The organism is Curvibacter sp. PAE-UM, from assembly GCF_001432305.1.
Classification (GTDB): domain Bacteria; phylum Pseudomonadota; class Gammaproteobacteria; order Burkholderiales; family Burkholderiaceae_C; genus Hylemonella.
This window is the reverse complement of record NZ_KQ483358.1, coordinates 3513242-3537123: the sequence shown is the minus strand read 5'-3', so window position 1 is coordinate 3537123 and position 23882 is coordinate 3513242. Positions and strand designations below refer to the sequence as shown.

At 65.2% G+C, this 23882-nt stretch carries 23 protein-coding genes and 1 riboswitch; of the genes, 18 read left to right on the top strand and 5 right to left on the bottom strand.

All coding sequences use genetic code 11. From position 1 onward, the window contains the following. The first annotated feature begins 151 nt into the window (after window positions 1-151). From AO057_RS16885 to AO057_RS16860, 6 genes are all read left to right on the top strand, one after another. On the top strand, window positions 152-3112 hold the full coding sequence (locus AO057_RS16885; protein ID WP_057677040.1) for a formate dehydrogenase subunit alpha: 2961 nt from the start codon (window positions 152-154) through the stop codon (window positions 3110-3112). 11 nt (window positions 3113-3123) lie between these two features. Further along, window positions 3124-3747, top strand: a complete 624-nt coding sequence (fdh3B, locus tag AO057_RS16880; RefSeq protein WP_057677039.1) for a formate dehydrogenase FDH3 subunit beta — start codon at window positions 3124-3126, stop codon at window positions 3745-3747. Further along, entirely contained in the window at window positions 3744-3965 is a 222-nt protein-coding gene (locus AO057_RS16875) for a hypothetical protein (protein WP_057677038.1), read from the top strand. The genes fdh3B and AO057_RS16875 overlap by 4 nt, the downstream gene beginning before the upstream one ends. Window positions 3966-3979: 14 nt before the next feature. After that, the gene (locus AO057_RS16870; protein ID WP_057677037.1) at window positions 3980-5152 is read left to right on the top strand and encodes a formate dehydrogenase subunit gamma; all 1173 of its coding nucleotides are present in this window, start codon (window positions 3980-3982) and stop codon (window positions 5150-5152) included. Window positions 5153-5173: 21 nt separating this feature from the next. Further along, window positions 5174-5494, top strand: a complete 321-nt coding sequence (locus tag AO057_RS16865) for a hypothetical protein (RefSeq protein ID WP_057677036.1) — start codon at window positions 5174-5176, stop codon at window positions 5492-5494. 70 nt (window positions 5495-5564) lie between these two features. Next, entirely contained in the window at window positions 5565-6413 is an 849-nt protein-coding gene (locus AO057_RS16860; RefSeq protein WP_057677035.1) for a formate dehydrogenase accessory sulfurtransferase FdhD, read from the top strand. Window positions 6414-6784: 371 nt separating this feature from the next. Here the strand turns inward: AO057_RS16860 and AO057_RS17945 are convergent, their stop codons facing one another. Both AO057_RS17945 and AO057_RS17620 read right to left on the bottom strand, forming a co-directional pair. Further along, the gene (locus tag AO057_RS17945; RefSeq protein ID WP_156404599.1) at window positions 6785-7159 is read right to left on the bottom strand and encodes a hypothetical protein; all 375 of its coding nucleotides are present in this window, start codon (window positions 7157-7159) and stop codon (window positions 6785-6787) included. A 309-nt stretch (window positions 7160-7468) separates the two neighbouring features. Beyond that, on the bottom strand, window positions 7469-8539 hold the full coding sequence (locus tag AO057_RS17620; RefSeq protein WP_082605367.1) for an IS30 family transposase: 1071 nt from the start codon (window positions 8537-8539) through the stop codon (window positions 7469-7471). Between the two features lie 185 nt (window positions 8540-8724). On the opposite strand from AO057_RS17620, the gene AO057_RS16850 reads away from it, so the two are divergent. Beyond that, a complete protein-coding gene (locus AO057_RS16850; protein ID WP_057677034.1) occupies window positions 8725-11244 on the top strand; it encodes an ABC transporter permease in 2520 nt (839 codons plus the stop codon). A 55-nt stretch (window positions 11245-11299) separates the two neighbouring features. Beyond that, window positions 11300-11704, top strand: coding sequence for a group II truncated hemoglobin (locus tag AO057_RS16845; protein WP_057677033.1), 405 nt, complete (start codon window positions 11300-11302; stop codon window positions 11702-11704). A 56-nt stretch (window positions 11705-11760) separates the two neighbouring features. Here the strand turns inward: AO057_RS16845 and AO057_RS16840 are convergent, their stop codons facing one another. After that, the gene (locus tag AO057_RS16840; RefSeq protein ID WP_057677032.1) at window positions 11761-12402 is read right to left on the bottom strand and encodes a Smr/MutS family protein; all 642 of its coding nucleotides are present in this window, start codon (window positions 12400-12402) and stop codon (window positions 11761-11763) included. Continuing rightward, window positions 12402-13076, bottom strand: a complete 675-nt coding sequence (radC, locus tag AO057_RS16835) for a RadC family protein (protein ID WP_057677031.1) — start codon at window positions 13074-13076, stop codon at window positions 12402-12404. Before radC ends, AO057_RS16840 begins: the two co-directional genes overlap by 1 nt. A gap of 55 nt (window positions 13077-13131) precedes the next feature. Between radC and AO057_RS16830 the strand changes: the two genes are divergently transcribed. The 6 genes from AO057_RS16830 to AO057_RS16805 all read left to right on the top strand — a co-directional run bounded on the left by AO057_RS16830 (window position 13132) and on the right by AO057_RS16805 (window position 19267). Continuing rightward, on the top strand, window positions 13132-13581 hold the full coding sequence (locus AO057_RS16830) for an FKBP-type peptidyl-prolyl cis-trans isomerase (protein ID WP_057677030.1): 450 nt from the start codon (window positions 13132-13134) through the stop codon (window positions 13579-13581). Window positions 13582-13583: 2 nt separating this feature from the next. Continuing rightward, window positions 13584-14525 (top strand): 4-hydroxy-3-methylbut-2-enyl diphosphate reductase, encoded by a 942-nt coding sequence (ispH, locus tag AO057_RS16825; RefSeq protein ID WP_156404598.1) that lies wholly within the window; start codon window positions 13584-13586, stop codon window positions 14523-14525. Between the two features lie 570 nt (window positions 14526-15095). Further along, window positions 15096-16409 carry a serine--tRNA ligase gene (serS, locus tag AO057_RS16820; protein ID WP_057677028.1) on the top strand — a complete coding sequence of 438 codons (1314 nt, stop codon included), beginning with the start codon at window positions 15096-15098 and terminating at the stop codon, window positions 16407-16409. Between the two features lie 145 nt (window positions 16410-16554). Beyond that, window positions 16555-17091: a peroxiredoxin gene (locus AO057_RS16815; protein ID WP_057677027.1), complete on the top strand. Its 537-nt coding sequence runs from the start codon at window positions 16555-16557 to the stop codon at window positions 17089-17091. Window positions 17092-17112: 21 nt separating this feature from the next. Then, window positions 17113-17682 carry a GGDEF domain-containing protein gene (locus tag AO057_RS16810; RefSeq protein WP_057677026.1) on the top strand — a complete coding sequence of 190 codons (570 nt, stop codon included), beginning with the start codon at window positions 17113-17115 and terminating at the stop codon, window positions 17680-17682. Between the two features lie 63 nt (window positions 17683-17745). Beyond that, a riboswitch (glycine riboswitch) is annotated at window positions 17746-17835 on the top strand. A gap of 160 nt (window positions 17836-17995) precedes the next feature. Further along, the gene (locus AO057_RS16805) at window positions 17996-19267 is read left to right on the top strand and encodes a D-amino acid dehydrogenase (RefSeq protein WP_057677025.1); all 1272 of its coding nucleotides are present in this window, start codon (window positions 17996-17998) and stop codon (window positions 19265-19267) included. 28 nt (window positions 19268-19295) lie between these two features. Here the strand turns inward: AO057_RS16805 and AO057_RS16800 are convergent, their stop codons facing one another. Next, window positions 19296-20327, bottom strand: coding sequence for an HTH-type transcriptional regulator GntR (locus AO057_RS16800; RefSeq protein WP_057677024.1), 1032 nt, complete (start codon window positions 20325-20327; stop codon window positions 19296-19298). Between the two features lie 163 nt (window positions 20328-20490). On the opposite strand from AO057_RS16800, the gene AO057_RS16795 reads away from it, so the two are divergent. The 4 genes from AO057_RS16795 to AO057_RS16780 are packed head-to-tail and all read left to right on the top strand — an operon-like array spanning window position 20491 to window position 23874. Further along, entirely contained in the window at window positions 20491-20997 is a 507-nt protein-coding gene (locus AO057_RS16795) for a gluconokinase (RefSeq protein ID WP_057677023.1), read from the top strand. Beyond that, window positions 20994-21500: a TRAP transporter small permease gene (locus tag AO057_RS16790; protein ID WP_057677022.1), complete on the top strand. Its 507-nt coding sequence runs from the start codon at window positions 20994-20996 to the stop codon at window positions 21498-21500. The genes AO057_RS16795 and AO057_RS16790 overlap by 4 nt, the downstream gene beginning before the upstream one ends. 4 nt (window positions 21501-21504) lie before the next feature. After that, complete coding sequence (locus tag AO057_RS16785) at window positions 21505-22800, top strand: TRAP transporter large permease (RefSeq protein ID WP_057677021.1); 1296 nt, start codon at window positions 21505-21507, stop codon at window positions 22798-22800. 45 nt (window positions 22801-22845) lie between these two features. Then, window positions 22846-23874 (top strand): TRAP transporter substrate-binding protein, encoded by a 1029-nt coding sequence (locus AO057_RS16780; RefSeq protein WP_057677020.1) that lies wholly within the window; start codon window positions 22846-22848, stop codon window positions 23872-23874. Window positions 23875-23882: the final 8 nt, after the last annotated feature.

Below are 23882 nucleotides of genomic sequence, written 5' to 3'. Positions count from 1 at the left end.
CGGGGCCAGCCTGATGCCGGCGGCAAAGCCGGTCGCGCAGGCTGCCCCCGAACCCAAGGCGGCTCCTGCCAAGGGCGGTGGTTACCACCTGTCCGAACACGTCAAGCACTACTACCAGACCACCCGCCTCTAATCAAAGCTGGAGAGAGACATGTTGCTCACCAAGAAATCCCCGGCGACCGAGACCACAGCTCGTTCGCCCTTTGTGCACAGCCTGCGCCGCGGCCTGTCGCAAGCCCTGCCCACCATGGACCGTCGTGCCTTCCTGCGTCGCTCGGGCCTGGGTCTGGGCGTTGGCCTCGCAGCCTCGCAGCTCACGCTGGTGAAGAAGGCGAACGCCGCCAGCAGTGTTGCCGTCGGCGACGGCAAGATCGAAGTCAAGCGCACCGTCTGCACGCACTGCTCGGTGGGCTGCGCCATCGACGCCGTGGTGGAAAACGGCGTGTGGACGCGCCAGGAGCCGGTGTTCGACTCGCCCATCAACCTGGGTGCCCACTGCGCCAAGGGCGCCTCGATCCGCGAGCACGGCCACGGCGAGTACCGTCTGCGCTACCCCATGAAGCTGGTCAACGGCAAGTACGAGCGCATCAGCTGGGACACGGCCCTCAACGAGATCACCGCCCGCATGATGGAGCTGCGCAAGGCCAGCGGCCCGGACAGCGTCTATTTCGTCGGCTCGTCCAAGCACAGCAACGAGCAGGCCTACCTGATGCGCAAGTTCGTCAGCTTCTGGGGCACCAACAACTGTGACCACCAGGCGCGCATCTGCCACTCCACCACGGTGGCTGGCGTGGCGAACACCTGGGGCTACGGCGCCATGACCAACTCGTACAACGACATGCAGAACAGCAAGGTCGCCCTGTACATCGGGTCGAATGCCGCCGAAGCCCACCCGGTCAGCCTGCTGCACATGCTGCACGCCAAGGAAACCGGCTGCAAGATGATCGTGGTCGACCCGCGCTTCACCCGCACGGCTGCCAAGGCCGACGAGTTCGTGCGCATCCGCTCCGGCACCGACATCCCCTTCCTGTTCGGCCTGCTGTACCACATCTTCAAGAACGGCTGGGAAGACAAGAAGTACATCAACGACCGTGTCTACGGCATGGAAGACGTCAAGAAGGACGTGCTGGCCAAGTGGACCCCGGCTGCGGTCGAAGAGGCCTGCGGTGTGGGCGAGGCCCAGATGGCCAAGGTCGCCAGGATGCTGCACGAGAGCCGCCCCGGCACCATCGTCTGGTGCATGGGCCAGACCCAGCACACCATCGGCAACGCCATGGTGCGCGCCTCCTGCATCCTGCAGCTGGCCCTGGGCAACGTCGGCAAGTCCGGCGGCGGCACCAACATCTTCCGCGGCCACGACAACGTGCAGGGCGCGACCGACGTCGGCCCCAACCCGGATTCGCTGCCGGGCTACTACGGCATCGTCGAAGGTTCCTGGAAACACTTCGCCAATGTCTGGGGCGTGGACTTCGAGTGGATCAAGAAGCAGTTCGCAACGCCCGCCATGATGACCAAGCCCGGCATCACCGTGTCGCGCTGGATCGACGGCGTGCTTGAGAAGAACGAGCTGATCGACCAGGACTCCAACCTGCGCGGCGTCTTCTACTGGGGCCATGCGCCCAACTCGCAGACCCGCGGTCTGGAGATGAAGCGCGCCATGGACAAGCTGGACCTGCTGGTGGTGGTGGACCCGTATCCGTCGGCCACGGCGGCCATGGCCGCCATGCCCGGCAAGGCTGAAGACCTCAACCCCAACCGCGCGGTCTACCTGCTGCCGGCCGCCACCCAGTTCGAGACCAGCGGTTCTGCCACCGCCTCCAACCGCTCCATCCAGTGGCGCGAGAAGGTGATCGAGCCGCTGTGGGAGAGCCGCACCGACCACATGATCATGCACCAGCTGGCCGAGAAACTCGGCTTCGCCAAGGAGCTGTCCAAGAACTACAAGATGCAGAAGGTCAAGGGCATGGACGAGCCCATGCCCGAGGACATCCTGCGCGAAATCAACCGCGGTGTCTGGACCATCGGTTACACCGGCCAGAGCCCGGAGCGCCTCAAGGCCCACATGCGCAACATGAACGCCTTCGACGTGAAGACGCTCAAGTGCAAGGGCAAGGTCGTGGACAAGGAAACCGGCTACGACATGTCGGGTGACTACTTCGGCCTGCCCTGGCCCTGCTACGGCACGCCCGCGCTCAAGCACCCGGGTTCGCCCAATCTGTACGACACCTCCAAGCACGTCATGGACGGCGGCGGCAACTTCCGCGCCAACTTCGGCGTGGAGAAGGACGGCAAGAACCTGCTGGCCGAGGACGGTTCCTACTCCAAGGGCGCCGACATCACTACCGGTTATCCGGAACTCGACCACGTGCTGCTCAAGAAGCTGGGCTGGTGGGGTGAGCTCACCGAGGCCGAAGCCAAGGCCGCCGAAGGCAAGAACTGGAAGACCGACTCCTCGGGCGGCATGATCCGCGTGTTCATGCAGAACCACGGTTGCCACCCCTTCGGCAACGCCAAGGCACGCGCCGTGGTCTGGAACTTCCCCGATCCGGTGCCGCAGCACCGCGAGCCGCTCTACGGTACCAAGCCCGAACTCATGGCCAAGTACCCGACCCACGACGACAAGAAGGCCTTCTGGCGCCTGCCCACGTTGTACAAGACGCTGCAGACCAAGAACATCGCTGACAAGCTGCACGAGAAGTTCCCGCTCATCCTGTCCTCGGGCCGGCTGGTCGAGTACGAGGGCGGCGGCGAGGAAACCCGCTCCAACCCCTGGCTGGCCGAACTGCAGCAGGAAGCCTTCGTGGAAATCAACCCGAAGACGGCGACCGAACGCGGCATCCGCAACGGCGAGCGCGTCTGGCTGCACAGCCCGACCGGCGCCAAGCTCAACGTGCAGGCCTTGGTGACCGAGCGCGTCGCGTCCGACACCGTGTGGATGCCCTTCCACTTCTCCGGTCGTTGGCAAGGTGCCGACATGCTGGCCTACTACCCCAAGGGTGCGGCGCCCATCGTGCGCGGCGAAGCGGTCAACACGGCAACTACATATGGTTATGACAGCGTGACCATGATGCAGGAAACCAAGACCACGATCTGCAACATCGAGAAAGCCTGAGGAGTAACGTCATGGCACGAATGAAATTTGTTTGTGACGCCGAGCGCTGCATCGAGTGCAACGGCTGCGTCACCGCCTGCAAGAACGAACACGAAGTCCCCTGGGGTGTGAACCGCCGCCGCGTGGTCACCCTCAATGACGGCGTGCCCGGCGAGAAATCCATCTCGGTGGCCTGCATGCACTGCAGCGACGCACCCTGCATGGCGGTCTGCCCGGTCAACTGCTTCTACCGCACCGACGAGGGTGTGGTGCTGCACGACAAGGACATCTGCATCGGCTGCGGCTACTGCTCCTACGCCTGCCCCTTCGGCGCGCCCCAGTTCCCCTCGCAGGGCACCTTCGGTGTGCGCGGCAAGATGGACAAGTGCACCTTCTGCGCCGGCGGCCCCGAGGCCAACGGCAGCCAGGCCGAGTTCGAGAAATACGGGCGCAACCGCCTGGCCGAAGGCAAGCTGCCGGCCTGTGCCGAAATGTGCTCGACCAAGGCCCTGCTCGCCGGTGACGGCGACATGGTGGCCGACATCTTCCGCACCCGCGTGCTGCAACGTGGCAAGGGCGCCGAAGTCTGGGGCTGGGGCACCGCCTACGGCTCGCGCCAGGCCGGCCAGCCGGCACCTGCAGGAGCCAAGTCATGAAAAAAGCACTGATCATCGTTTCCGCTGCGTTCCTGCTGACCGCCTGCGGCGAGTCGCCCCAGGGCATCGGTGGTGCCAAGCAGGATGCGGCGCCGCACACGGGCACCGGCAAGGCCTATGTCGAACCGGGCTGGAAGTCCGGTGACAAGGCCAGCTGGGAGTCCAAGCTCAAGGCACGCGGCCAGTATGGCCAGAACGAGTACAACCGGGTCAACTGAAGATCGGACGCCTCATGAAAAAAGTGCTTGCCCTGGCCATGTTCATGGCCCTGGGCTGGGCCGCACCGGTCCACGCCCAGCAGGACAAACTCAAGCTTGATGCTCCGCCTGCCAAGGCGGCACCGGCTCCCGCCGGCGGCATCAAGGGACAGAACATCTTCGACGTCAAGCCCGACGCCAGCGAGGAGCCGGGTTACGCGACGCAGACCAATGCCGAGCGGGCCCAGGTGCAGCCCGGCAACAACGCGCCCATGTGGCGTGCGGTCGGCGGCGGGGTGACGGGTTACAGCAGCCTGCCCAGGACCGAAGCGCCGGAAGCCGGCAACCTGATCCAGCCCTTTGTGCAGTACCCGGGCTCCATGCTCACCAACGCCGGCGAAGCCTGGCGCCAGGTGCGCAACCAGTGGATCATTCCCTACGGCGGCGCGCTCATCCTGATCGCGCTGGGCGCAGTGGGTATCTTCTACTGGCGCAAGGGCACCCTGCAGCTGCACGGCGCCGAGACCGGCCGCAAGATCGAGCGTTTCACCGCGTTCGAGCGCTCGGCCCACTGGGCCAACGCCATCGCCTTCTCCATCCTGGCGATCTCCGGCCTCGTCATGGCCTTCGGCAAGTACTTCCTGCACCCGGTCATCGGCGGCACGCTGTTCGGCTGGCTGACCTATGTGCTGAAGAACCTGCATAACTTCGCCGGCCCGGTGTTTGCCGTCTCGCTGCTGGTGGTCATCGGCACCTTCGTCAAGGACAACCTGCCGCGCAAGGAAGACATCACCTGGCTGGTCAAGGGCGGCGGCCTGCTGTCCGGGCACGAGATCGCCTCGCACCGCTTCAATGCCGGCGAGAAGGTGCTGTTCTGGGGTGGCGTGTTCGTGCTGGGCCTGATCGTCGTGGCTTCCGGCCTGGTGCTGGACAAGCTGGTGCCGGGCCTGGACTACCTGCGTGGCGACATGCAGATCGCCCACATGGTCCACGGCGTGGCCACGGTGCTGATGATGGCCATGTTCATCGGCCACATCTACATGGGCACGCTCGGCATGGCCGGCGCCTACACCGCCATGAAGACCGGTTATGTCGACGAGACCTGGGCCAAGGAACACCACGAGCTCTGGTACGACGACATCAAGGCCGGCAAGATCCCGGCCCAGCGCACCCAGCCGGCCGCGCCCGGTGCTCCCGTCAAAGCCTGATCACCAAGAAAAGAGGCCCACATGAAATCCATCGCCGTATTCATCGCCGCTTGCGCCCTGAGCGTCTCCGCCCTGGCCAAGCTGCCCGCTCCGAACGACGAAGCCAAGGCCAAGGCGGCCGAAGCTGCCGCCAAGACCGCCCACGCCGGCAAGGTCGATGGCTACAAGCTGTGCAAGTCGCAGGACAAGGTGGCTGCCCAATATCGCAAGTCGGGCAAGGCTGGCAAGGATGCCAAGCCGGTCGCCACCGCGCCCTGCGCCGATCCGGGCCCCTTCGTCTACAAGCCGGCAACCGCCGCTGCTCCGGCCGCTCCTGCTGCCGCGCCCGCCAAGAAGTCCTGATTCCCGCACGGATTGAGGTCTCACGGGCCGGGCTGCAAAGCCCGGCCCGTTTTGTTGTACGCTGCCATTCATGTCCTTGCCACATCTCACCCGAGCCCAGGCGCCCCTGACGCGTGAGGTCACGGCCGTCAACGAGCACGGTGAGGCCACCACCTTGTCCATTCCGGCGGAGCGCGCGCTCACCGTCTACGTTGACAAGCGCGAGCTGGTCACGCTCATGACCCTGGGGGGCCATCCCGAACTGCTGGTGCTCGGTTTCCTGCGCAACCAGCGCCTGGTGCGCTCGGTGGACGAGATCGAATCCATCACCGTGGACTGGGACGTGGGTGCTGCCGCCGTCAAGACCCGCGAAGGCATCACCGACATCGAGGAACGCACGTCCAAGCGCGTCGTCACCACCGGCTGCGGCCAGGGCAGCGTGTTCGGCGACATGATGGACGAGGTGGACCAGATCCAATTACCTGAAGCCACGCTCACCCAGGCCCAGCTCTACGGCATAGTCAACGCCATCCGCCTGCAGGAAAGCACCTACAAGTCGGCCGGCTCGGTGCATGGCTGTGCGCTGTTCCGCGGCGAGGAGATGCTGCTCTTCGTGGAAGACGTGGGCCGCCACAACGCGATCGACACCATTGCGGGCTGGATGTGGCTGCAGGAGCCCGCTGCCATGGCGGGGGCGGACAAGGTGTTCTACACCACGGGTCGGCTGACCAGCGAGATGGTGATCAAGTCGGCGCAGATGGGGGTGCCTATCGTCGTTTCCCGTAGCGGGATTACGCAGATGGGGCATGCGGTGGCGGAGCGGGTGGGGCTGTGTGCGATTGGGCGGGCTACGGGGCGGCATTTCTATTGCTATACGGCTTCGGAGCGCTTGGTGTTGCAGCCGGAGTTGGCGGGGCCGAAGTTGCGGGCGGCGGCGTAGCTTCTTTCTTCCTGCGTTTTCTTTTGCGTGGCTAGCCGGGTCTCGCCCCGGCGGGCGAGTCACCTTTCTTTGCTTCGCCAAAGCAAGGTAACCGAAAGAAAGGCGACCCTGGTGTCTGTGACCCCGGCTGCGCCGGGGCAACCTGCGATGCTCGCGCCAGGCGGGATCCGCGCAAACTCGCTGCGCTCAAACATGCGCGGCTCTTCACCCGCCTGCCGCTGCGCTTCTCGGCACAGACACAAGGGTGGGGGATACCGAAAACAGAATGCAAAGACAACAAGGGCACGCTATCGCGTGCCCTTGTTGTATCGATGATGTTGGGATTGCTACGCTTACGAACGGTTATGTATCCACGCGATGTTCTTGACAGCTCACCTGCATTGCAGCGTGTCGAACAGCAATATCAGCTGTGTTGTGCCCTTGTCTCCAACGGAAATCCACTCAAAATTGGCAACCGAGTATGCATTTCCGCCATCCGATTTGACCCATTCATCAATACCTTGGGCACCGTTTTCTAAATCTCCAGTAACGGTGAACCCAATTGGAGCTGTATATTTTCGATTGCTGACTAGCAATCGGCATTGCCCTTTTGATATGGCTTCTGCTGCGGGAATTCGATCATAGAACTTTGAGCTTGTAGTCTTCGGGAGACTTTCATTGAACTGGTTGGGCGTCATAGATGTGGCGCAACCAGCCGTAAACACGACTGCGCAAGAAAAGACGATGCGAGAGGACAACCATTGCATTGATTCTTCTCCTGAACGATGTAGAAATACGCTTCTTTCTTGCCGTCTGTAATTGCTTGATTTATATCTGAAATCATCGCTGCAGCCAATCAAAGCGCAGAGCTGAAAGAAGGGCCGTTTAGTGGTAATCGGTATCCGGCCCCACCGCCGTGTGCGGAGGCGAGTAGCGCAGGAGCGGGCGGAAAGAGGGGCGCGCATGTTTGAGCGCAGCGAGTTTGCGCGCACCCCGCACGGTCAGAGCAACGCAGTGTGCCCGGAGCGCAGCGGAGGGACGACGCACCCGGCTCGCCTTCTCTTTGCTTGGCGGATTCAAATACCAAGTGCAACGATGGGCTGGATATCGACATTCTGCTTGAAGCAATCTTCGAAGAGCACCTCGGCTGGAGTCCTGAACCCAAGGGTCTTGCGAGGGCGGGTATTGAGACTCCAGGCAATGTGATCGAGCTGGCGCTGGCTATAGACGCTCAGATCCGTCCCCTTGGGCAGGTATTGCCTGATCAGCCCATTGGTGTTCTCGTTGATTCCGCGCTGCCAGGGGCTGTGCGGGTCCGCAAAGTAGATCTTCAATCCTGTGCTCTCGGCCAGCTTTTTGTGCAACGCCATCTCCTTGCCCTGGTCGTACGTCAAGGTCTGGCGTAATGCATCGTCCAGAGGGCTGAAGGCCTGTTCGTAGCCGCGCAGGGCTTCTTCTGCCGTGGCACCATCCATCTTCACCAGCATGACGAACAAGGTCTTGCGGCACACCAGGGTGCCCACAGCCGATTGGTTCCTGGAACCCTTGATCAGATCGCCTTCCCAGTGACCCGGTAGTAATCGATCGCTGGCTTCGGGGGGGCGCAGATGAATGCTGACGATGTCCTGTAGGGCGCCGCGCCGCCCAGTGCCTCGTGCCTGGGGACGGCGTGCCCCACGCCCTTGGCGCAGCAGGCTGACCAGCTGTCGACGCAGCTCCCCTCGCGGGGCCGCGTAAATGGCGGTGTAGATCGTCTCGTGGGAAGCTTGCAATTGAGGTTGCCCGGGATGCTCGCGTTTGAGTGTGCCCGCAATCTGTTCAGGCGACCAGCTCTGGCACAGCAGGCCATGAACCCTTTGCCACAAGGCACCGTCCGGATGAAGTTTTCGGGTTGGTCGACAAGCACGACGGAGGCGACGGGCACGCACGCCAGCACGTACTGCGTTGTAGCCGCCCGCAACTCGGGGACGGCCCATAGGCCCTAACTCAGATTCCTGCTTGTAGCCATTTCGCCGCAGTTCGCGACTGATGGTGCTCGGACAACGGCCAAGCGCCCGAGCAATGCCGCGGACGCTGCAATCCTGAAACTTCATGGCCATGATCGCGCCACGTTCCTCGGCGCTCAGGTGGGTGTAGGTGGCTTTCATGCAACGGGCTCCTTCTGGAAGTGTGTTGCACTTCAGCTTTGAATCCGCCCTTACTTTCTCTTGGCGAAGCAAGAGAAAGTGAGTCGCCCGCCGGGGCGAGACCCGGCCAGCAGGCGTGCCAAGGCCGCAGCCAAGCTGAAAACCCCGTCACACCGACAGGATCAGAAATCCCCTAAGCTACCCCCATGAACATCACCTTCTGGCAACTCGCCTGGAAAACCCTCTGGCGTGACTTGCGTGCCGGCCAGCTGCGCCTGCTGATCCTGGCCGTCACACTGGCGGTGGCGGCGCTGACAGCCGTGGGCTTTTTCGCCGACCGGCTCAAGGGCGGCATGCAGCGCGATGCGCGCCAGTTGCTGGGTGGTGATGCGGTGATCGTCAGCGACAACGCTACCCCGGCTTCTCTGCTGGCGCTGGCCCAACAAAGTGGCCTGCAGGTCTCCGGCTCCCTGAGTTTCCCGACCATGGCCCGCGCCGACGACAAGCACGGCGGTGCCACGCGCCTGGTCTCGCTCAAGGCGGTGGAGGCGGGTTATCCGCTGCGCGGCAAGCTGACCGTCAGCACGGAAGCGGGTACGCCAGCCGCAGCCACGCGCGACATTCCGGCGCCGGGTGAGGTCTGGGCCGATCCGGCCCTGCTTGATGCCCTGGGCCTGCAACTGGGCGACAAGCTGCTGCTGGGCGAGGCGGCCCTGCGCATCACGCGTCTGATCGGTGTAGAGCCTGACCGTGGCGCCGGTTTCATCAACTTCGCGCCGCGTGCGCTCATCAACCAAAACGATCTGGCCGCCACCCAGCTGATACAGCCGGCCAGCCGCGTGAGCTACCGCCTGGCCGTGGCCGGCGAGGACCGCGTGGTCAACGCCTTCGTCAAGCGCGCCAACGAGGCGGTAGAGCGCGAGCAGCTGCGTGGCGTGCGCATCGAGGCCCTGCAGGGCGGGCGGCCCGAGATGGCGCAGACGCTGGAGCGTGCCGAAAAATTCCTCAACCTCGTGGCCCTGCTGGCCGCGCTGCTGAGCGCGGTGGCCGTGGGCCTGGCCGCGCGTTCTTTTGCCAACCAGCATCTGGATGACTGCGCCATGTTGCGTGTGCTGGGCCTGTCCCAGTCCACCATCGCGCGCAGCCATGCGCTGGAGTTCCTGCTGGTGGGCCTGGCCGGCGGTGCGCTGGGTGTGGCTCTGGGCTGGGCCGTGCACCATGTCTTTGTGTTGCTGCTGGCCGGCCTGGTGGACACCGCTTTGCCCGCGCCAGGCCTGTGGCCCGTATTCTTCGGCCTGGGCATGGGCCTCACGCTCATGCTGGCCTTCGGCCTGCCGCCGGTGCTGCAGCTGGCCCAGGTACCCGCGTTGCGTGTGATCCGGCGCGACCTGGGCACGCTGCGGCCCATGTCCATCGGCGTGCTGGGCCTGGGGGTGCTGGGTTTTGCTGTGCTGCTGCTGGCGGCCAGCAGCGACCTGAAGCTGGGGCTGATCACCGTGGGAGGCTTTGCTGGCGCCGTGGCCATCTTTGCGCTGGCCAGCTGGGGCGCGGTGCTGCTGCTGCGCCGGGTGGTGCGCGAGAACACCGCGCCGCGCTGGCTGGTGCTGGCCACACGCCAGCTCTCGGCGCGGCCCATCTACGCCGTGCTGCAGGTCAGCAGCCTGGCCGTGGGCCTGCTGGCCCTGCTGCTGCTGGTGCTGCTGCGCACCGACCTGATCCGCAGCTGGCGTCAGGCCACGCCGGCCGACGCGCCCAACCGTTTTGTCATCAACATCCAGCCCGACCAGGCCGAGGCCTTCCAGCGCCAGCTGCGTGAGGCGGGGGTCAGCGGCTACGACTGGTTCCCCATGATCCGCGGCCGCCTGGTGGCCATCAACGACCGCCCCGTCCAGGCGCAGGACTACGAAGACGACCGGGCCCAGCGCCTGGTCGAGCGCGAGTTCAACCTCTCGCACAGCGCGCAGCCACCGGGCCACAACCCCATCGTGGCCGGCCGCTGGACGGCCGAAGATGCCAACGGCATCAGCATGGAAGAGGGCATCGCCAAGACGCTGAACCTCAAGCTGGGCGACAAGTTGCGTTTCGACATTGCCGGCCTGCAGCAGGAGAGCACCATCACCTCGCTGCGCAAGGTGGACTGGGGTTCCATGCGTGCCAACTTCTTTGCGTTGTACCCGGTGAGCCGGATGCCGGAGCTGCCGGTTACCTACCTGGCCGCGCTGCGCGCGCCGGACAAGCCGGGTTTCGACAGCGCGCTGGTGCGCCACTTCCCTAACATCACCGTGGTGGACCTCAGCGCCACCCTGGCCCAGGTGCAGCGTGTGCTGGAGCAGGTGAGCCGCGCGGTGGAGTTCCTCTTCGGCTTCACGCTGGCCGCCGGCCTGGTGGTGCTGTTCGCCGCCGTCACCGCCACGCGCGAGGAGCGCGCGCGCGAATACGCCATCATGCGTGCCGTGGGCGCGGGCAGCGGCCTGCTGCGCCAGGTGCAACGCGCCGAACTCGCGGGTGTGGGCGCGCTGGCCGGGGCCTTGGCCGCCGTGGTCTCGGCCGTGGTGGGCTGGGCGCTGGCGCGTTATGCCTTCAATTTCGAATGGACCGTCACCTGGTGGCTGCTGCCCGTCGGCGCGGTCAGCGGCGCGCTGCTGGCCTGGCTGGCTGGCTGGTGGGGTTTGCGTTCCGTGCTGCGCCGCCCGGTGGTGCAGACGCTGAGGCAGGCGGCGACTTGATTGCTATTGAAATGGTAGCGTCTTCGCACTCCGGCGCGGCTGGGATAATCCGGGCATGACATCTGAAGAGCAAACCAAGCCCGCCACCGCCTTTGAATGGATCGGCGGCGAAGCCAAGGTCCACGCCCTGGTCGAGCGCTTTTACGACCTCATGGACCTGGAGCCGGGCTACAAGGAACTGCGCGCCGCCCACGGCAGCGAGTTGACCGATGCGCGGCAGAAACTGACCTGGTTTCTCACCGGCTGGCTCGGCGGCCCGCAGCACTACACCGAACGCTTCGGCCACCCGCGCCTGCGCGCACGCCACATGCCTTTCAAGATCGGCCTGGTCGAACGCGACCAGTGGCTGGCCTGCATGGATCAGGCCATGGGGGAGGTGGGGGTGAATGAAGAACTGCGCGGCAAACTGCGTGAGTCCTTCTTCGGGACGGCGGACTGGATGCGCAACACCCCCGGCTAGCCGGGAGTGCTGCGTTTTGCGCTGTATTGACGCTCACCCCTCCCAAACCCTCCCCATCAAGGCGAGGGCTGAAGAAGAACCACGACGGCCCCTGCGCCACCTTCCGCCGGCCGCGCCTGCACAAAGGCCAGCACTTCCTTCTTCTGCGCCAGCCAGCTCTGCACCCGGCCCTTGAGCACGGGCGTCTTGCCCGGTGAGCCCAGGCCCTTGCCATGCACCACGCGCACACAGCGGATGCCCTGCTGGTGCGCCTCGCGGATGAACTGGCCCAGGGCTTCGCGGGCGTCTTCGGTGCGCAGGCCGTGCAGGTCGAGCTGGCGCTGGATGGCCCAGTCGCCGCGGCGCAGCTTGCGCGTGACGTCGGTGCCGATGCCGGGGCGGCGGTAACTCAGGTGTTCGTCGGTTTCCAGCAGGGTACTGATGTCGAATTCGTCGCTCAGGGTTTCCTGCAGCGCGGCCTGTTCATCCAGCTGGTGCTGCAGGGGGAGTGGTGGAGGTTTGGCGCTTTTGAGTTGGGCCTTGGCCGGCTGTTGCAAAGGCTGCACCTTGCCGGCGGCCTGCTGGAACAGGTCCTTGTCCGCCGTGGTTTGCCGGGCCCGCTTGGCCGCTTCGGCCTTGCGCTCGGCTTCCAGTTTGGCCTGCATTTCGATGGCTTTCTTGACCTGTTTCAGGTCGGCCAGGGACTTCACGGTGACCATCAGATCAGGCCTTTCTCGGCCATGGAGAGGGCCAGGCCCGGCGCCACGATCATGTGGTCCAGCACACGCACGTCCACCAGGGCCAGTGCGGCCTTGAGGGCTTGCGTGAGCGCCTCGTCGGCGCGCGAGGGCTGGACCGTGCCGCTGGGGTGATTGTGGGCCAGCACCACGGCGGCGGCGTGGTGGTGCAGGGCGCGCAGCACCACTTCGCGCGGGTAGACGCTGGTCTGTGCCAGGGTGCCGCGAAACAGCTCTTCCAGCGCCAGCAGCTTGTGCTGGTTGTCCAGGAAGAGCACGGCAAAACTTTCGTGTTTCTTGTGGGCCAGGTGCAGCTGCAGGTAGTCCTTGACGGCTTGCGGTGTGTCCAGCGCGGCGCGTTCGCGCAGCTGTTCGGCCAGGGCGCGGCGGGCCAGTTCCAGCACGGCCACCAGTTCGGCGCGTTTGGCCGGCCCCAGGCCCTTGATGCGTTTCAGGTCGTCGGCCGTGGCGTGCAGCAGGCCGGCCAAACCACCAAAGCCGTCCAGCAGCTCCTGCGCCAACTGCAGCACGCCCTTGCCGGCCAGGCCGGTGCGCAGCAGCAGGGCCAGCAATTCGGCGTCGGACAGCGCCCCCGGGCCGCGGGCCAGCAGCTTTTCGCGCGGTCGCGCGTCGGGGGGAAGGTCTTTGAGGGGCATGACAGATGTCAAACGCAGGTCTTTTTACAATGGAGCCCAGTTTATCGGGACTTCCATGACCACCACCCCAGCCCGGGTCCAGCCCGGCTCCTTCCTCACGCTGCACTACCGCCTCGCGGGGCCGGCCGGCGACATCATCAATACCTTCGGCGGCAAGCCGGCCACGCTGACCCTGGGCACGGGCGAACTGGCCCCGGGCGTGGAGCAGGCGCTGCTGGGCCTGGAGGAGGGCGTGCACACCACGTTGCAGCTGCCCCCGGGCGCCTACGGCGAGCGCAACCCCGACATGCAGCAGTGGCTCTCGCGCAAGGAATTGCGCGAGCTGGGCGACCCGAACGAGCAGTACGCGGTGGGCGACGTGGTGCAGTTCCCTACGCCCGACCGCAAGGGGCAATTCGGCGGCGTGGTGCGCCAGCTGGGCGAGGAAGCGGTATTGTTCGACTTCAACCACCCGCTGGCCGGCCAGCCGGTGAGCTTTGAAGTACAACTGATCGGGGTGTTATGACGATGAGCAGTCAATCCGAGATCCTTTTGGCAGAACCGCGCGGTTTTTGTGCCGGCGTGGACCGTGCCATCGAGATCGTCGAGCGCGCGCTGACCAAGTTCGGTCGCCCGATCTACGTGCGCCACGAGATCGTGCACAACACCTATGTGGTCAACGACCTCAAGGCCAAGGGCGCGATCTTCATCGAGGAACTGAGCGACGTGCCGCCCGGCGCCACGCTGGTGTTCTCGGCCCACGGCGTGAGTAAGGCGGTGCAGCGCGAGGCCGAACAGCGCGGCTTCCAGATCTTCGACGCCACCTGCCCGCTGGTGACCAAGGTACACGTGGAAGTGGCCAAGCTGCACAAGGAAGGCTACGAGTTCATCATGATCGGCCACAAGGGCCACCCCGAGGTGGAAGGCACCGTGGGCCAGCTCGACTCCGGCATCCACCTGGTGGAAGACGAGGCCGACGTGGCGCGTGTGCAGCCGGCGCAGACGGCCAAGCTGGCCGTGGTGACGCAGACCACGCTTTCCGTGGACGACGCGGCCAGCATCATGGCGGCGGTGAAAGCCCGGTTTCCCCAGGTGCGCAGCCCGAAGCAGCAGGACATCTGCTACGCCACGCAGAACCGGCAGGACGCCGTCAAGCTGCTGAGCCCGCAGGTGGACGTCGTCATCGTGGTGGGCAGCCCCACCAGTTCCAACAGCAACCGCCTGCGCGAAGTGGCCAAGAAGCTGGGTACCGAGGCCTATATGGTCGACAGCGCCGACGAGTTGAAACCCGAATGGTTCGATGGCCGCAGCCGCGTGGGCCTGACGGCCGGCGCCTCGGCCCCGGAGATCCTGGTGCAGCAGGTGATCGAGCGTATCCGGGCCTTGGGTGCTGTTGCGGTGCGGAAGATGGATGGGATTGAAGAGACGATCAAGTTTCCGTTGCCTAAGGGGTTGAAGCAGGAGGTTTGACTTCCTCTTCTTCCTTCCTTTTTCCATCAGTTTTGCCTGGCGGCGCTTTTGTAATCCCCCCCTATCCCCCCAGCCCCCTCCCCCCCCCCGCCGGGGCGGGAAGGGGGAGCCTCATTTTGTTTCTTGACTCCGGCTGCGCTTCTACGGCGCGGGAGGTCGCAGCCTGGGCTTGGGTGCCCGCATTTTCCGGAGCCGGTCGTAGTAAACGGCGCCGGGCCAGCGCGGTTCTGGCTGGCAGCTGCGCGCCAGCGACGAGTCAAAGCGGTGGTCGAGCAGGGTTCTGGACTCGAAAGCGGTAGGTCGGAACGACCACCGCCGTTGGCGGGAAGGTTCCGCCCCATTTACTACGACCGTCCCCCTGAAGTCTCCGCCTGAGGTGGCGGTGGCGACGGCTCGTTCCGTAGAAGCCTAGCCGGAGTCCAAAGGTCAAATCGGGCTCCCCCTTCCCGCCCCGGCGGGGGGGGGGAGGGGGGCTGGGGGGATGGGGGGGGACTACAAAAGCCCCGCGCAGCGAAAAAGCAGTAGAAAGACAAAAAACAAAGGCAAGAAAACGAAAACTACAATACCCAAATGCTAGACCTCACCCTGCTCCGCAAAGACCTGGACGGCGTGCTCGCCCGTCTGCAGACGCGCAAGAACCCGCAGCCCTTCCTGGACGCCGACGCCTTCCGCACCCTGGAAGCCGAACGCAAGACCCTGCAGACCCGTACCGAGGAGCTGCAGAACAAACGCAACACCCTGAGCAAGCAGATCGGCGCGCTCATGGGCCAGGGCAAGAAGGACGAGGCCGAAGCGGCCAAGGCCGAGGTCAATGCCCTCAAGGGTGAGCTGGAAAGCTCGGCTGCGCGCCTGGAGCAGCTCCAGGGCGAGATGTCGGCCCTGTTGCTGGCCGTGCCCAACCTGCCGCACGAGAGCGTGCCGGTGGGCAGCGACGAACACGGGAACGTGGTGGCCCGGACCTGGGGTACCCCAAAGAAATTCGATTTCGCGGTCAAGGACCACGTGGACGTGGGCGAGCCGCTGGGGCTGGATTTCGACACCGGCACCAAACTCACCGGTTCACGCTTCACGGTGATGAAGGGCGGCCTCGCCCACCTGCACCGCGCGCTGGCCCAGTTCATGCTGGACGTGCAGACCCAGGAGCACGGCTATACCGAGTGCTACACGCCTTACATCGTCAACGCTGACACACTGCGCGGCACCGGCCAGCTCCCGAAGTTCGAGGAAGACCTGTTCGCTGCCAAGAAGGGTGGCCAGGAAGGCGCGGCCGAGGACGTGGCGCTCTACCTGATTCCTACCAGCGAAGTCACGCTGACCAACTTCGTGCGCGACGAGATCGTGGCCGAGGCTGACCTGCCCCTCAAGCTCACCGCTCACACGCCCTGCTTCCGCTCGGAAGCCGGCAGCTATGGCCGCGACACGCGCGGCATGATCCGCCAGCACCAGTTCGACAAGGTCGAGATGGTGCAGATCGTGCACCCCGAGAAAAGCTACGAGGCGCTGGAAGAGATGACAGGCCACGCCGAGGCCATCCTGCAGAAGCTGGGCCTGCCCTATCGCGTGATGTCGCTGTGCACCGGCGACATGGGTTTCGGCGCCGCCAAGACCTATGACCTCGAAGTGTGGCTGCCGGCGCAGAACACCTACCGCGAGATCAGCTCGGTCTCCAACTGCGAGGCCTTCCAGGCCCGTCGCCTGCAGGCGCGCTTCAAGAACGCCCAGGGCAAAAATGAGCTGCTGCACACGCTCAACGGCTCGGGCCTGGCCGTGGGCCGCACCCTGGTGGCGGTGCTGGAAAACTACCAGCGTGCGGACGGAACCGTCGAGGTTCCGGACGTCCTCCGCCCATACATGGGCGGAGTTTCGGAGCTTGCGCCGAAATGAGCTGCTTGTTTGAGTGCAGGCTCACTTTCGCGAAGCGAAAGTTAAGCGTAGCGGGCCGAAACCAAAATTACCAGCGCGCCGACGGCAGCGTGGAGATTCCCGCCGCCCTGCAGCCCTATATGGGCGGCCTCAAGGAACTGCGTCCGTGAACTTGCGCCGCCGCGCCCTGTGCCTGCTGCCTGCGAGCGTGGTGCTGCCGGCCGGTCTGGCGCAGGCCGCGGTACCGGAAGCGGGCCAACCCGCCCCGGACTTTGCGTTGCCCGACCAGCAGGGCAAGACGCGTCGCCTGGCCGACTGGCGCGGCAAGTGGCTGGTGCTTTATTTCTATCCCAAGAACGACACCCCGGGCTGCACCGAAGAGGCCTGCACCTTCCGCGACGACTGGCTGCAACTGCAGGCCCTGGGTGCCGAGGTGGTGGGCATCAGCGTTGACAGCAGCGCCTCGCATGCCGCCTTCGCGCAGAAATACAAATTGCCCTTCCCCCTGCTGGCCGACGAGAAGGGCGAGGTGGCGGCGCGTTACGGCACCCTGTCGGACTGGGTGGTCTTCAAGTACGCCCGGCGCTACACCTTCGTGATCGATCCCCAGGGGCGTTTGGCCAAGGCCTACCGCTCGGTGGACACGGCCAAACATTCCGCCGAGATCGTGGCCGATCTCAAGCAACTGCAGCAGCCCCGTTGAGGCCGGCCTCCCGGTCAGACCATGTCCGCCAAGTCCGACGATCAGAACCAGCGGGACCGTGCGCAAGCCTTGTCTGCCGCCGAACACCCGGATGAGCTGACCGGTGTGCTGAGCCGGGCCGGCTTCGACGAGCGGCTGGCACAGGAATGGGGCCGCGCCCGGCGCGAGCAGACGCCGCTGTCTCTGTTGCTCATCGACATCGACCACTTCCGCGCCTATGTCGACACGCATGTGGCGACCATGGGGCCGGACCGCCTGAAGAAGATCGCCGCCGCCCTGGGCCGCGCGGTATTCCGCCCGGCCGACGTCGTGGCGCGCTACGGCGACGACGAATTTGCCATCCTGCTGCCGGCGGTGCACGAGGTGGGTGCGCGTGTGGTGGCGGCGCGCGTGCGCATGCTGATCAATACCCTGGCCATGCCGCACAGCGGTGGCGAGGGCGGCATCGTCACGGTCAGCATCGGCGTGGCCGCGTTCACGCCGGTGGGCGAAACCGGTCCCGAGGCGCTGGTGGACCTGTGCGTGGCTGCGCTGGAGCAGGCCAAGCGCATGGGGCGCGACAGCATCGTCTCGCAGGACTGGATGGCCTGAGAGGTTGGGAGTCTTTCCGGCGCGATACCGATCGCGCTAGAATGCAGGCAGGCCCTACGTGGCCAGACCCGATCGGGAGAGACTGTCGCAACTGGCAGCGCCGAAGGAGCAACCGCCCCGGAAACTCTCAGGCAAAAGGACCGATCAGGTGATTTGAACTCTGAAGAGTTGCCGGGATTCGTCGTCCGGCACACCGCAGGAGCAAGCGCAGCCGACACGGTGGCGTGAATCTCTCAGGTACCAAACAGAGGGGGCGTGCATGGCACATGGTGTGCTGTGCACCCCACCCCCATGACGTTTGGAGCCTGATCTCATGAAGTCGATCGCCATCATTGGCGCCGGTATTACCGGCGTCACCACCGCCTACGCCCTGGCCAAACGCGGCTTTGCCGTCACCCTGTTCGAGAAGCACCGCTACGCGGCGATGGAAACATCGTTCGCCAACGGCGGGCAGCTGTCGGCCTCCAATGCCGAGGTCTGGAACCACCCGTCCACCATCCTCAAGGGCCTCAAGTGGATGCTCAGGAGTGATGCACCGCTGTTGGTCAACCCGCGGCCCAGCTGGCACAAGCTGAGCTGGTTTGCCGAGTTCATCGCCGGCATCCCGAACTACCGGCGCAACACCATCGCCACCGCCCAGCTGGCCGTGGCCGCACGCGAGCACCTGTTTGCCTGGGCCGAGGCCGAGGGGGTGGATTTCGACCTCAAGCAGCGCGGCATCCTGCACATCTACCGCGACAGGAAGGGCTTCGAGCACGCGGGCGAGGTCTCCAAGCTGCTGGCCGCCGGCGGCCTGCCCCGGCGCGCCGTGACGCCCGAGGAGATGCGCGCGATTGAGCCTACCCTGGCCGGCAGCTATTACGGCGGTTATTTCACCGAGAGCGACGCCACCGGAGACATCCACAAGTTCACGGTGGGCCTGGCCGCCGCGGCCGAGCGCCTGGGTGTGCGCACACTCTATGGTCAGGACGTGCAGCAACTCAGCAGCGACGGGCGCAGCGCCAGCGTCACCGCCTGTGTGGACGGCCTGCCGCAGACGCACCGCTTCGATGGTGTGGTGGTCTGTGCTGGTGTGCTCAGCCGCAGCTTTGCCGCGCAGTTGGGCGATCGCGTCAACGTCTACCCGGTCAAGGGCTACTCCATCACCGTCAACCTGCCCGACGCGCAAAGTCAGGACAGCGCGCCCACTGTCAGCCTGCTGGACGACGAGACCAAGCTGGTCACCAGCCGTCTGGGCCTGGACCGCTTCCGCGTCGCCGGTACGGCCGAATTCAACGGCTACAACAAGGACATCCGGGCCGACCGCATCCGTCCGCTGATCGACTGGGTGCAGCAATGCTTCCCCGGCGTGAGCACGCGCAGCGTGGTGCCCTGGGCCGGCCTGCGCCCCATGATGCCGGACATGATGCCGCGCGTGGGCCGCGGCCATGCGGCCAATGTGTTCTACAACACCGGCCACGGCCACCTGGGCTGGACGCTCTCGGCCGTGACCGCCGACATGGTGGCCGGCGTGGTGCAGCAGGCCTATGTGGGCACGGCGCCCGGTGTACGTGTGGCGGCTTCGGTGCTGCCGCAGCGGGTCTGAGGGCCTGCGAAACCGTGAACAGGCACCTCTAGGTGCTGCCGCGCTCGATCAGCTGGTAACCCAGGTCGATCGAGTGCGAGGGCACCGGCTGACCGTTCATGAGCTGCAGCAGCATCTGCGCGGCGGCTGCGCCGATCTCGGCGCGGGGTGTGCGTATGGTCGTCAGCGGCGGCAGCATCTGGTCGCTGCCGGTCAGGTCGTTGAAGCCGGCGATGGCCACCTGCTGCGGTACGCGGATCCCCAGGCGCAGGGCGGCCAGCAGGGCGCCCTGCGCCAGGTCGTCATTGCAGAAGAAGATGGCGTCCACCGCGGGTTGCTGACGCATGATCTGCTCGAAGAGCTGGCCGCCGAGCGCGAGTGAGGAGGGGGCCGGGTTCAGCCACTCCAGCGCGGTTTCGTGCAGGCCGGCCTCGGCCATGGCCTGGCGCCAGCCCGTCAGCCGCTGCAGGGTGCGCGGGTCCAGCTGGGCGGCGGCAAAGGCGATGCGCCGGTAGCCGCGCGCCTGCAGATGCCGGGTGAGGGCCGCGCCGGCCTCCTGCTGCGACAGGCCAACGCTGTAGATACCTGGCTGCTGCGCGACTTCCATCAGGTGCACGCAGGGCACGCCGCTTTGGTGCAACAGCTTGCGCGTGGTTTCGCTGCGTTCCATGCCCGTGACCAGGATGCCGGCGGGCCGGTGCAGCAGCTGCTCGCGCAGCAGCTGTTCTTCCTCGATGGGGTCATAGTGGGTGATGCCGATCAGGGTCTGGTACCCGGCCGGGTGCAGGGTGCGCTGCACGGCTTCGAGCAGGTCCACGAAGAGCGCGTTGGAGAGCATGGGGATCAGCACGGCCACATGTCTGCTGCGGCTGGAGGCCAGGGCCCGGGCGGCCGGATCCGGCATGTAACCCAGCTTGTCGGCCGCGGCCTGCACCTTGCTCACCAGCTGGGCGTCGACCGCGCGTTCACCGCGCAGCGCGCGCGAGACGGTCATCAGGCTGACGCCAGCGAGCTGGGCCACGTCGGACATGGTGACACGGCCGGTGGCGCGGGTCTTTTTGCGGGCGGGCGGGTGGGGCATCAGGCTCAGGGTTATTACTGATCAGGGACGGGTTGTTGGTGATTATGATAGCGCTATCCAGCCCGGACGCGCCATCGTTATTCAAAACTTTCTCCTTTGAGAATTTTTAAATGGCACCCATCCGGGTTGATTTTTTAAGTTATTGAGATAGCGCTAACCAATAATGAATGCATCGATCGTCATCATGGGGGTGGCAGGCTGCGGCAAGTCGCATATCGGCTCGGCCCTGGCCGCGGCGGAGGGTTGGCGCCTGATCGAAGGGGATGACTTCCACAGCGAAACCAGCCACCAAAAAATGAGCCAAGGCATTGCGCTGACCGATGCGGATCGCGAGGGCTGGCTGGCCCAGCTCGGCCATCTGCTGGCGCAAAGCCCCGCGCCGGTCGTGCTGACCTGCTCGGCGCTCAAGCGCCAGTACCGGGAACAATTGCGGGCCGCATCGCCGGGCTTGCGTTTTGTCTTTCTGCAGATCACCCGCGAGGAGTCCCTGGCGCGCGTGGCGGCCCGGGCTTCCACGCATTTCTTTCCCACGGCCCTGGTGGACAACCAGTTCGCCACCCTGGAGTCCCCCGTGAACGAACCCAACACCCTGGCGCTGGATGCGACCTTAAGCGTCGAGCAGCTGCAGCGCCAGATCAGCGCCTGGCTGCGGCAAGGAGTGTGCGCATGAAGACACAGGCCTTGCGGGCGGGCAGTCTGCTCTCGCGTTTCGTGCATGCACTCATGGGGGCCTGCCTGGGCATCATGGCGCTGGCTGTCTTCGTCAACGTGGTGCTGCGTTACGGTTTTGGCAGCGGCATTGCGGCCAGCGAGGAACTGTCGCGCCTGCTGTTTGTGTGGATGGTGTTCATCGGGGCCACGCTGGCCTATCCCCTGGGGGAGCACATGGCCTTCACCGGCCTGGTCGCCCGCTTGCGCGGCCGGCCCCGGGCCATGAAGCTGATGACGGTCCTGATCCGCATCCTGGTGATTGTCGCCTGCGTGCTGGTGGCCATCGGTGCCTGGCAGCAGGTGGTCGTCGGCATGAACAGCCATTCGGTGGTGCTGAGGTATCCGGCTGCCTTGCTGCCTTTGCCGGCATTCCTGAGTTCGGTCGCCATCGCCGTCATGGCCCTGGTGGAGCTCGTGCGTCAGGATCCGCTGGACCTGGGCCACGGCATGGAAGCGGAGTGAGGTCATGAGTTCAGAAGCTTTGGCATTCCTCATGTTCGTGGCCGGCCTGGTGCTGCTCATGGGCATCGGCCTGAACATGGCCTTCGCGCTGGTGCTCACGGGCGCAGCCATGGCCTGGGCCCTGGATTTCTGGGACACGCAGCTGCTGGCCCAGAACATGGTGGCCGGCATCGACAGCTTTCCCCTGCTGGCTGTGCCCTTTTTCATCCTGGCCGGTGAGTTGATGAACAGCGGCGGCATCAGCCGCCGCATCATCGAGATGGCGCAGGCCTGGGTGGGCCATATCCGCGGCGGCCTGGGTTTCGTTGCCATCGGCGCGGCCGTGCTCATGGCCAGCATGAGCGGCTCGGCCCTGGCCGATACGGCGGCCCTGGCCACCATCCTGCTGCCCATGATGCGGCAGCAGGGTTACCCCATGCACACCTCGGCAGGGTTGATCGCCTCGGGCGGCATCATCGCGCCCATCATTCCGCCGTCCATGCCCTTCGTGATCTACGGCGTGACGACCAACACCTCGATCTCGGCGCTCTTCATCTCCGGCATCGTGCCCGGCATCCTCATGGGGGTGGGCCTGATCGTGGCCTGGAAGCTCCAGTTGCGCAGCATCGAGCTGCCGCCGGGCGGTGAGCGTCCGCCTTTGGCTACGCGTCTGCGCGCCGTGCGCAAGGCCTTCTGGGCTCTGCTCATGCCTTTGATCATCATTGGCGGCATGAAAAGTGGCGTGTTCACGCCGACCGAAGCTGCCGTCGTGGCCGCCATGTACGCGCTGGTCGTCGCACTGTTCATCCACCGTGAGCTCACGATCGTTGATGTCGGGCCTGTGCTGGTACGCGCGGCCAAGACCACGGCCGTGGTGATGTTCCTGTGCGCGGGTGCCCAGGTGGCGAGTTACATGATCACGCTGGCCGACCTGCCCAATGTGCTGACCGGCTGGCTGGGGACCATGGTCAACAACCCTCGCCTGCTCATGGCAGCCATGATGCTGGCCCTGGTGCTGATCGGCACGGCGCTGGACCTCACGCCCACCATCCTGATCTTCGCGCCCGTGATGTTGCCCATTGCGGTCAAGGCCGGCATCGACCCGGTGTACTTCGGCCTGATGTTCGTGCTCAACGGCGCGATCGGCCTCATCACGCCGCCCGTGGGCACCGTGCTCAACGTGGTGGCCGGCGTGGGCCGCCTGCCCATGCACCAGGTGATCAAGGGGGTCAATCCCTTCCTGTTCACCTACCTGCTGATCCTCATTCTCTTCATTGTTTTCCCGCAGCTCGTCACGGCCCCTGTGGCCTGGATGCGCTGATCTCCCCTGTTCCCGTCCCTCATCACTACTAGCAAGGAGCAAACCATGACCCCCTTCCGCAGAACATTCGTGGCCGCCACCGCGGCCCTGGCCATGCTGGCCCCGTTGGCCGCCATGGCCCAGGACATCAAACCCCGTCTCATTCGCTTCGGCTACGGCCTGAACGAGCAGAGCAACCAGGGCCGCGCCGTCAAGGTCTTTGCCGAAGCGGTGGAAAAAGCCTCGGCCGGCAAGATGAAGACCCGCGCCATCGGCGCGGCCGCCCTGGGCTCGGATCTGCAGATGCAGCAGGCCTTGAGCGGAGGCGCCCAGGAAATGATGGTGGGTTCCACCGCCACCCTGGTGGGCATCACCAAGGAAATGGCCCTGTGGGACACGCCCTTCCTGTTCAACAACGCCAGCGAGGCGGATGTGGTGCTCGACGGCCCGATCGGCGACAAGGTGATGGCCAAGCTGCAGGAGAAGGGCCTGGTGGGCCTGGTCTACTGGGAAAACGGTTTCCGCAACCTGACCAACAGCAAGCGCCCGATCAACAAGCTCGAAGACCTCAACGGCATCAAGCTGCGCGTGATGCAGAACAACGTCTTCCTCGAAAGCTTCAAGTCCCTGGGCACCAACGCCGTGCCGCTGGCCTTCTCGGAGCTGTTCACCGCGCTGGAAACCGGCACGGTGGAAGGCCAGGAAAACCCCTTCAACACGATTCTTTCGAGCAAGTTCTACGAAGTCCAGAAGTACCTGACCATCACCAACCACGTCTACAGCCCCTGGATCGTGCTGGTGAGCAAGAAGTGGTGGGACCAGCTCTCCAAGGCCGAGCAGAAGATCCTGCTGGACGCCGCCAAGGCCAGCCGCGATTTCGAACGCAAGGACACCCGCACCGAAGCCGCCAGCGCCGTGGCCGCGCTGAAGGACAAGGGCATGCAGGTCAATGAACTGTCGCCCACCGAGACCGCCCGCATGCGCAACAGCCTGACGCAGGTCTACGCTTCCATCGGCACCAGCGTGGGCATGGACCTGTGGAACGAGACCCAGGCAGAGCTGGAGAAAATCCGCTCGGGCAAGAAGGGCAAGTGATTCCTGTC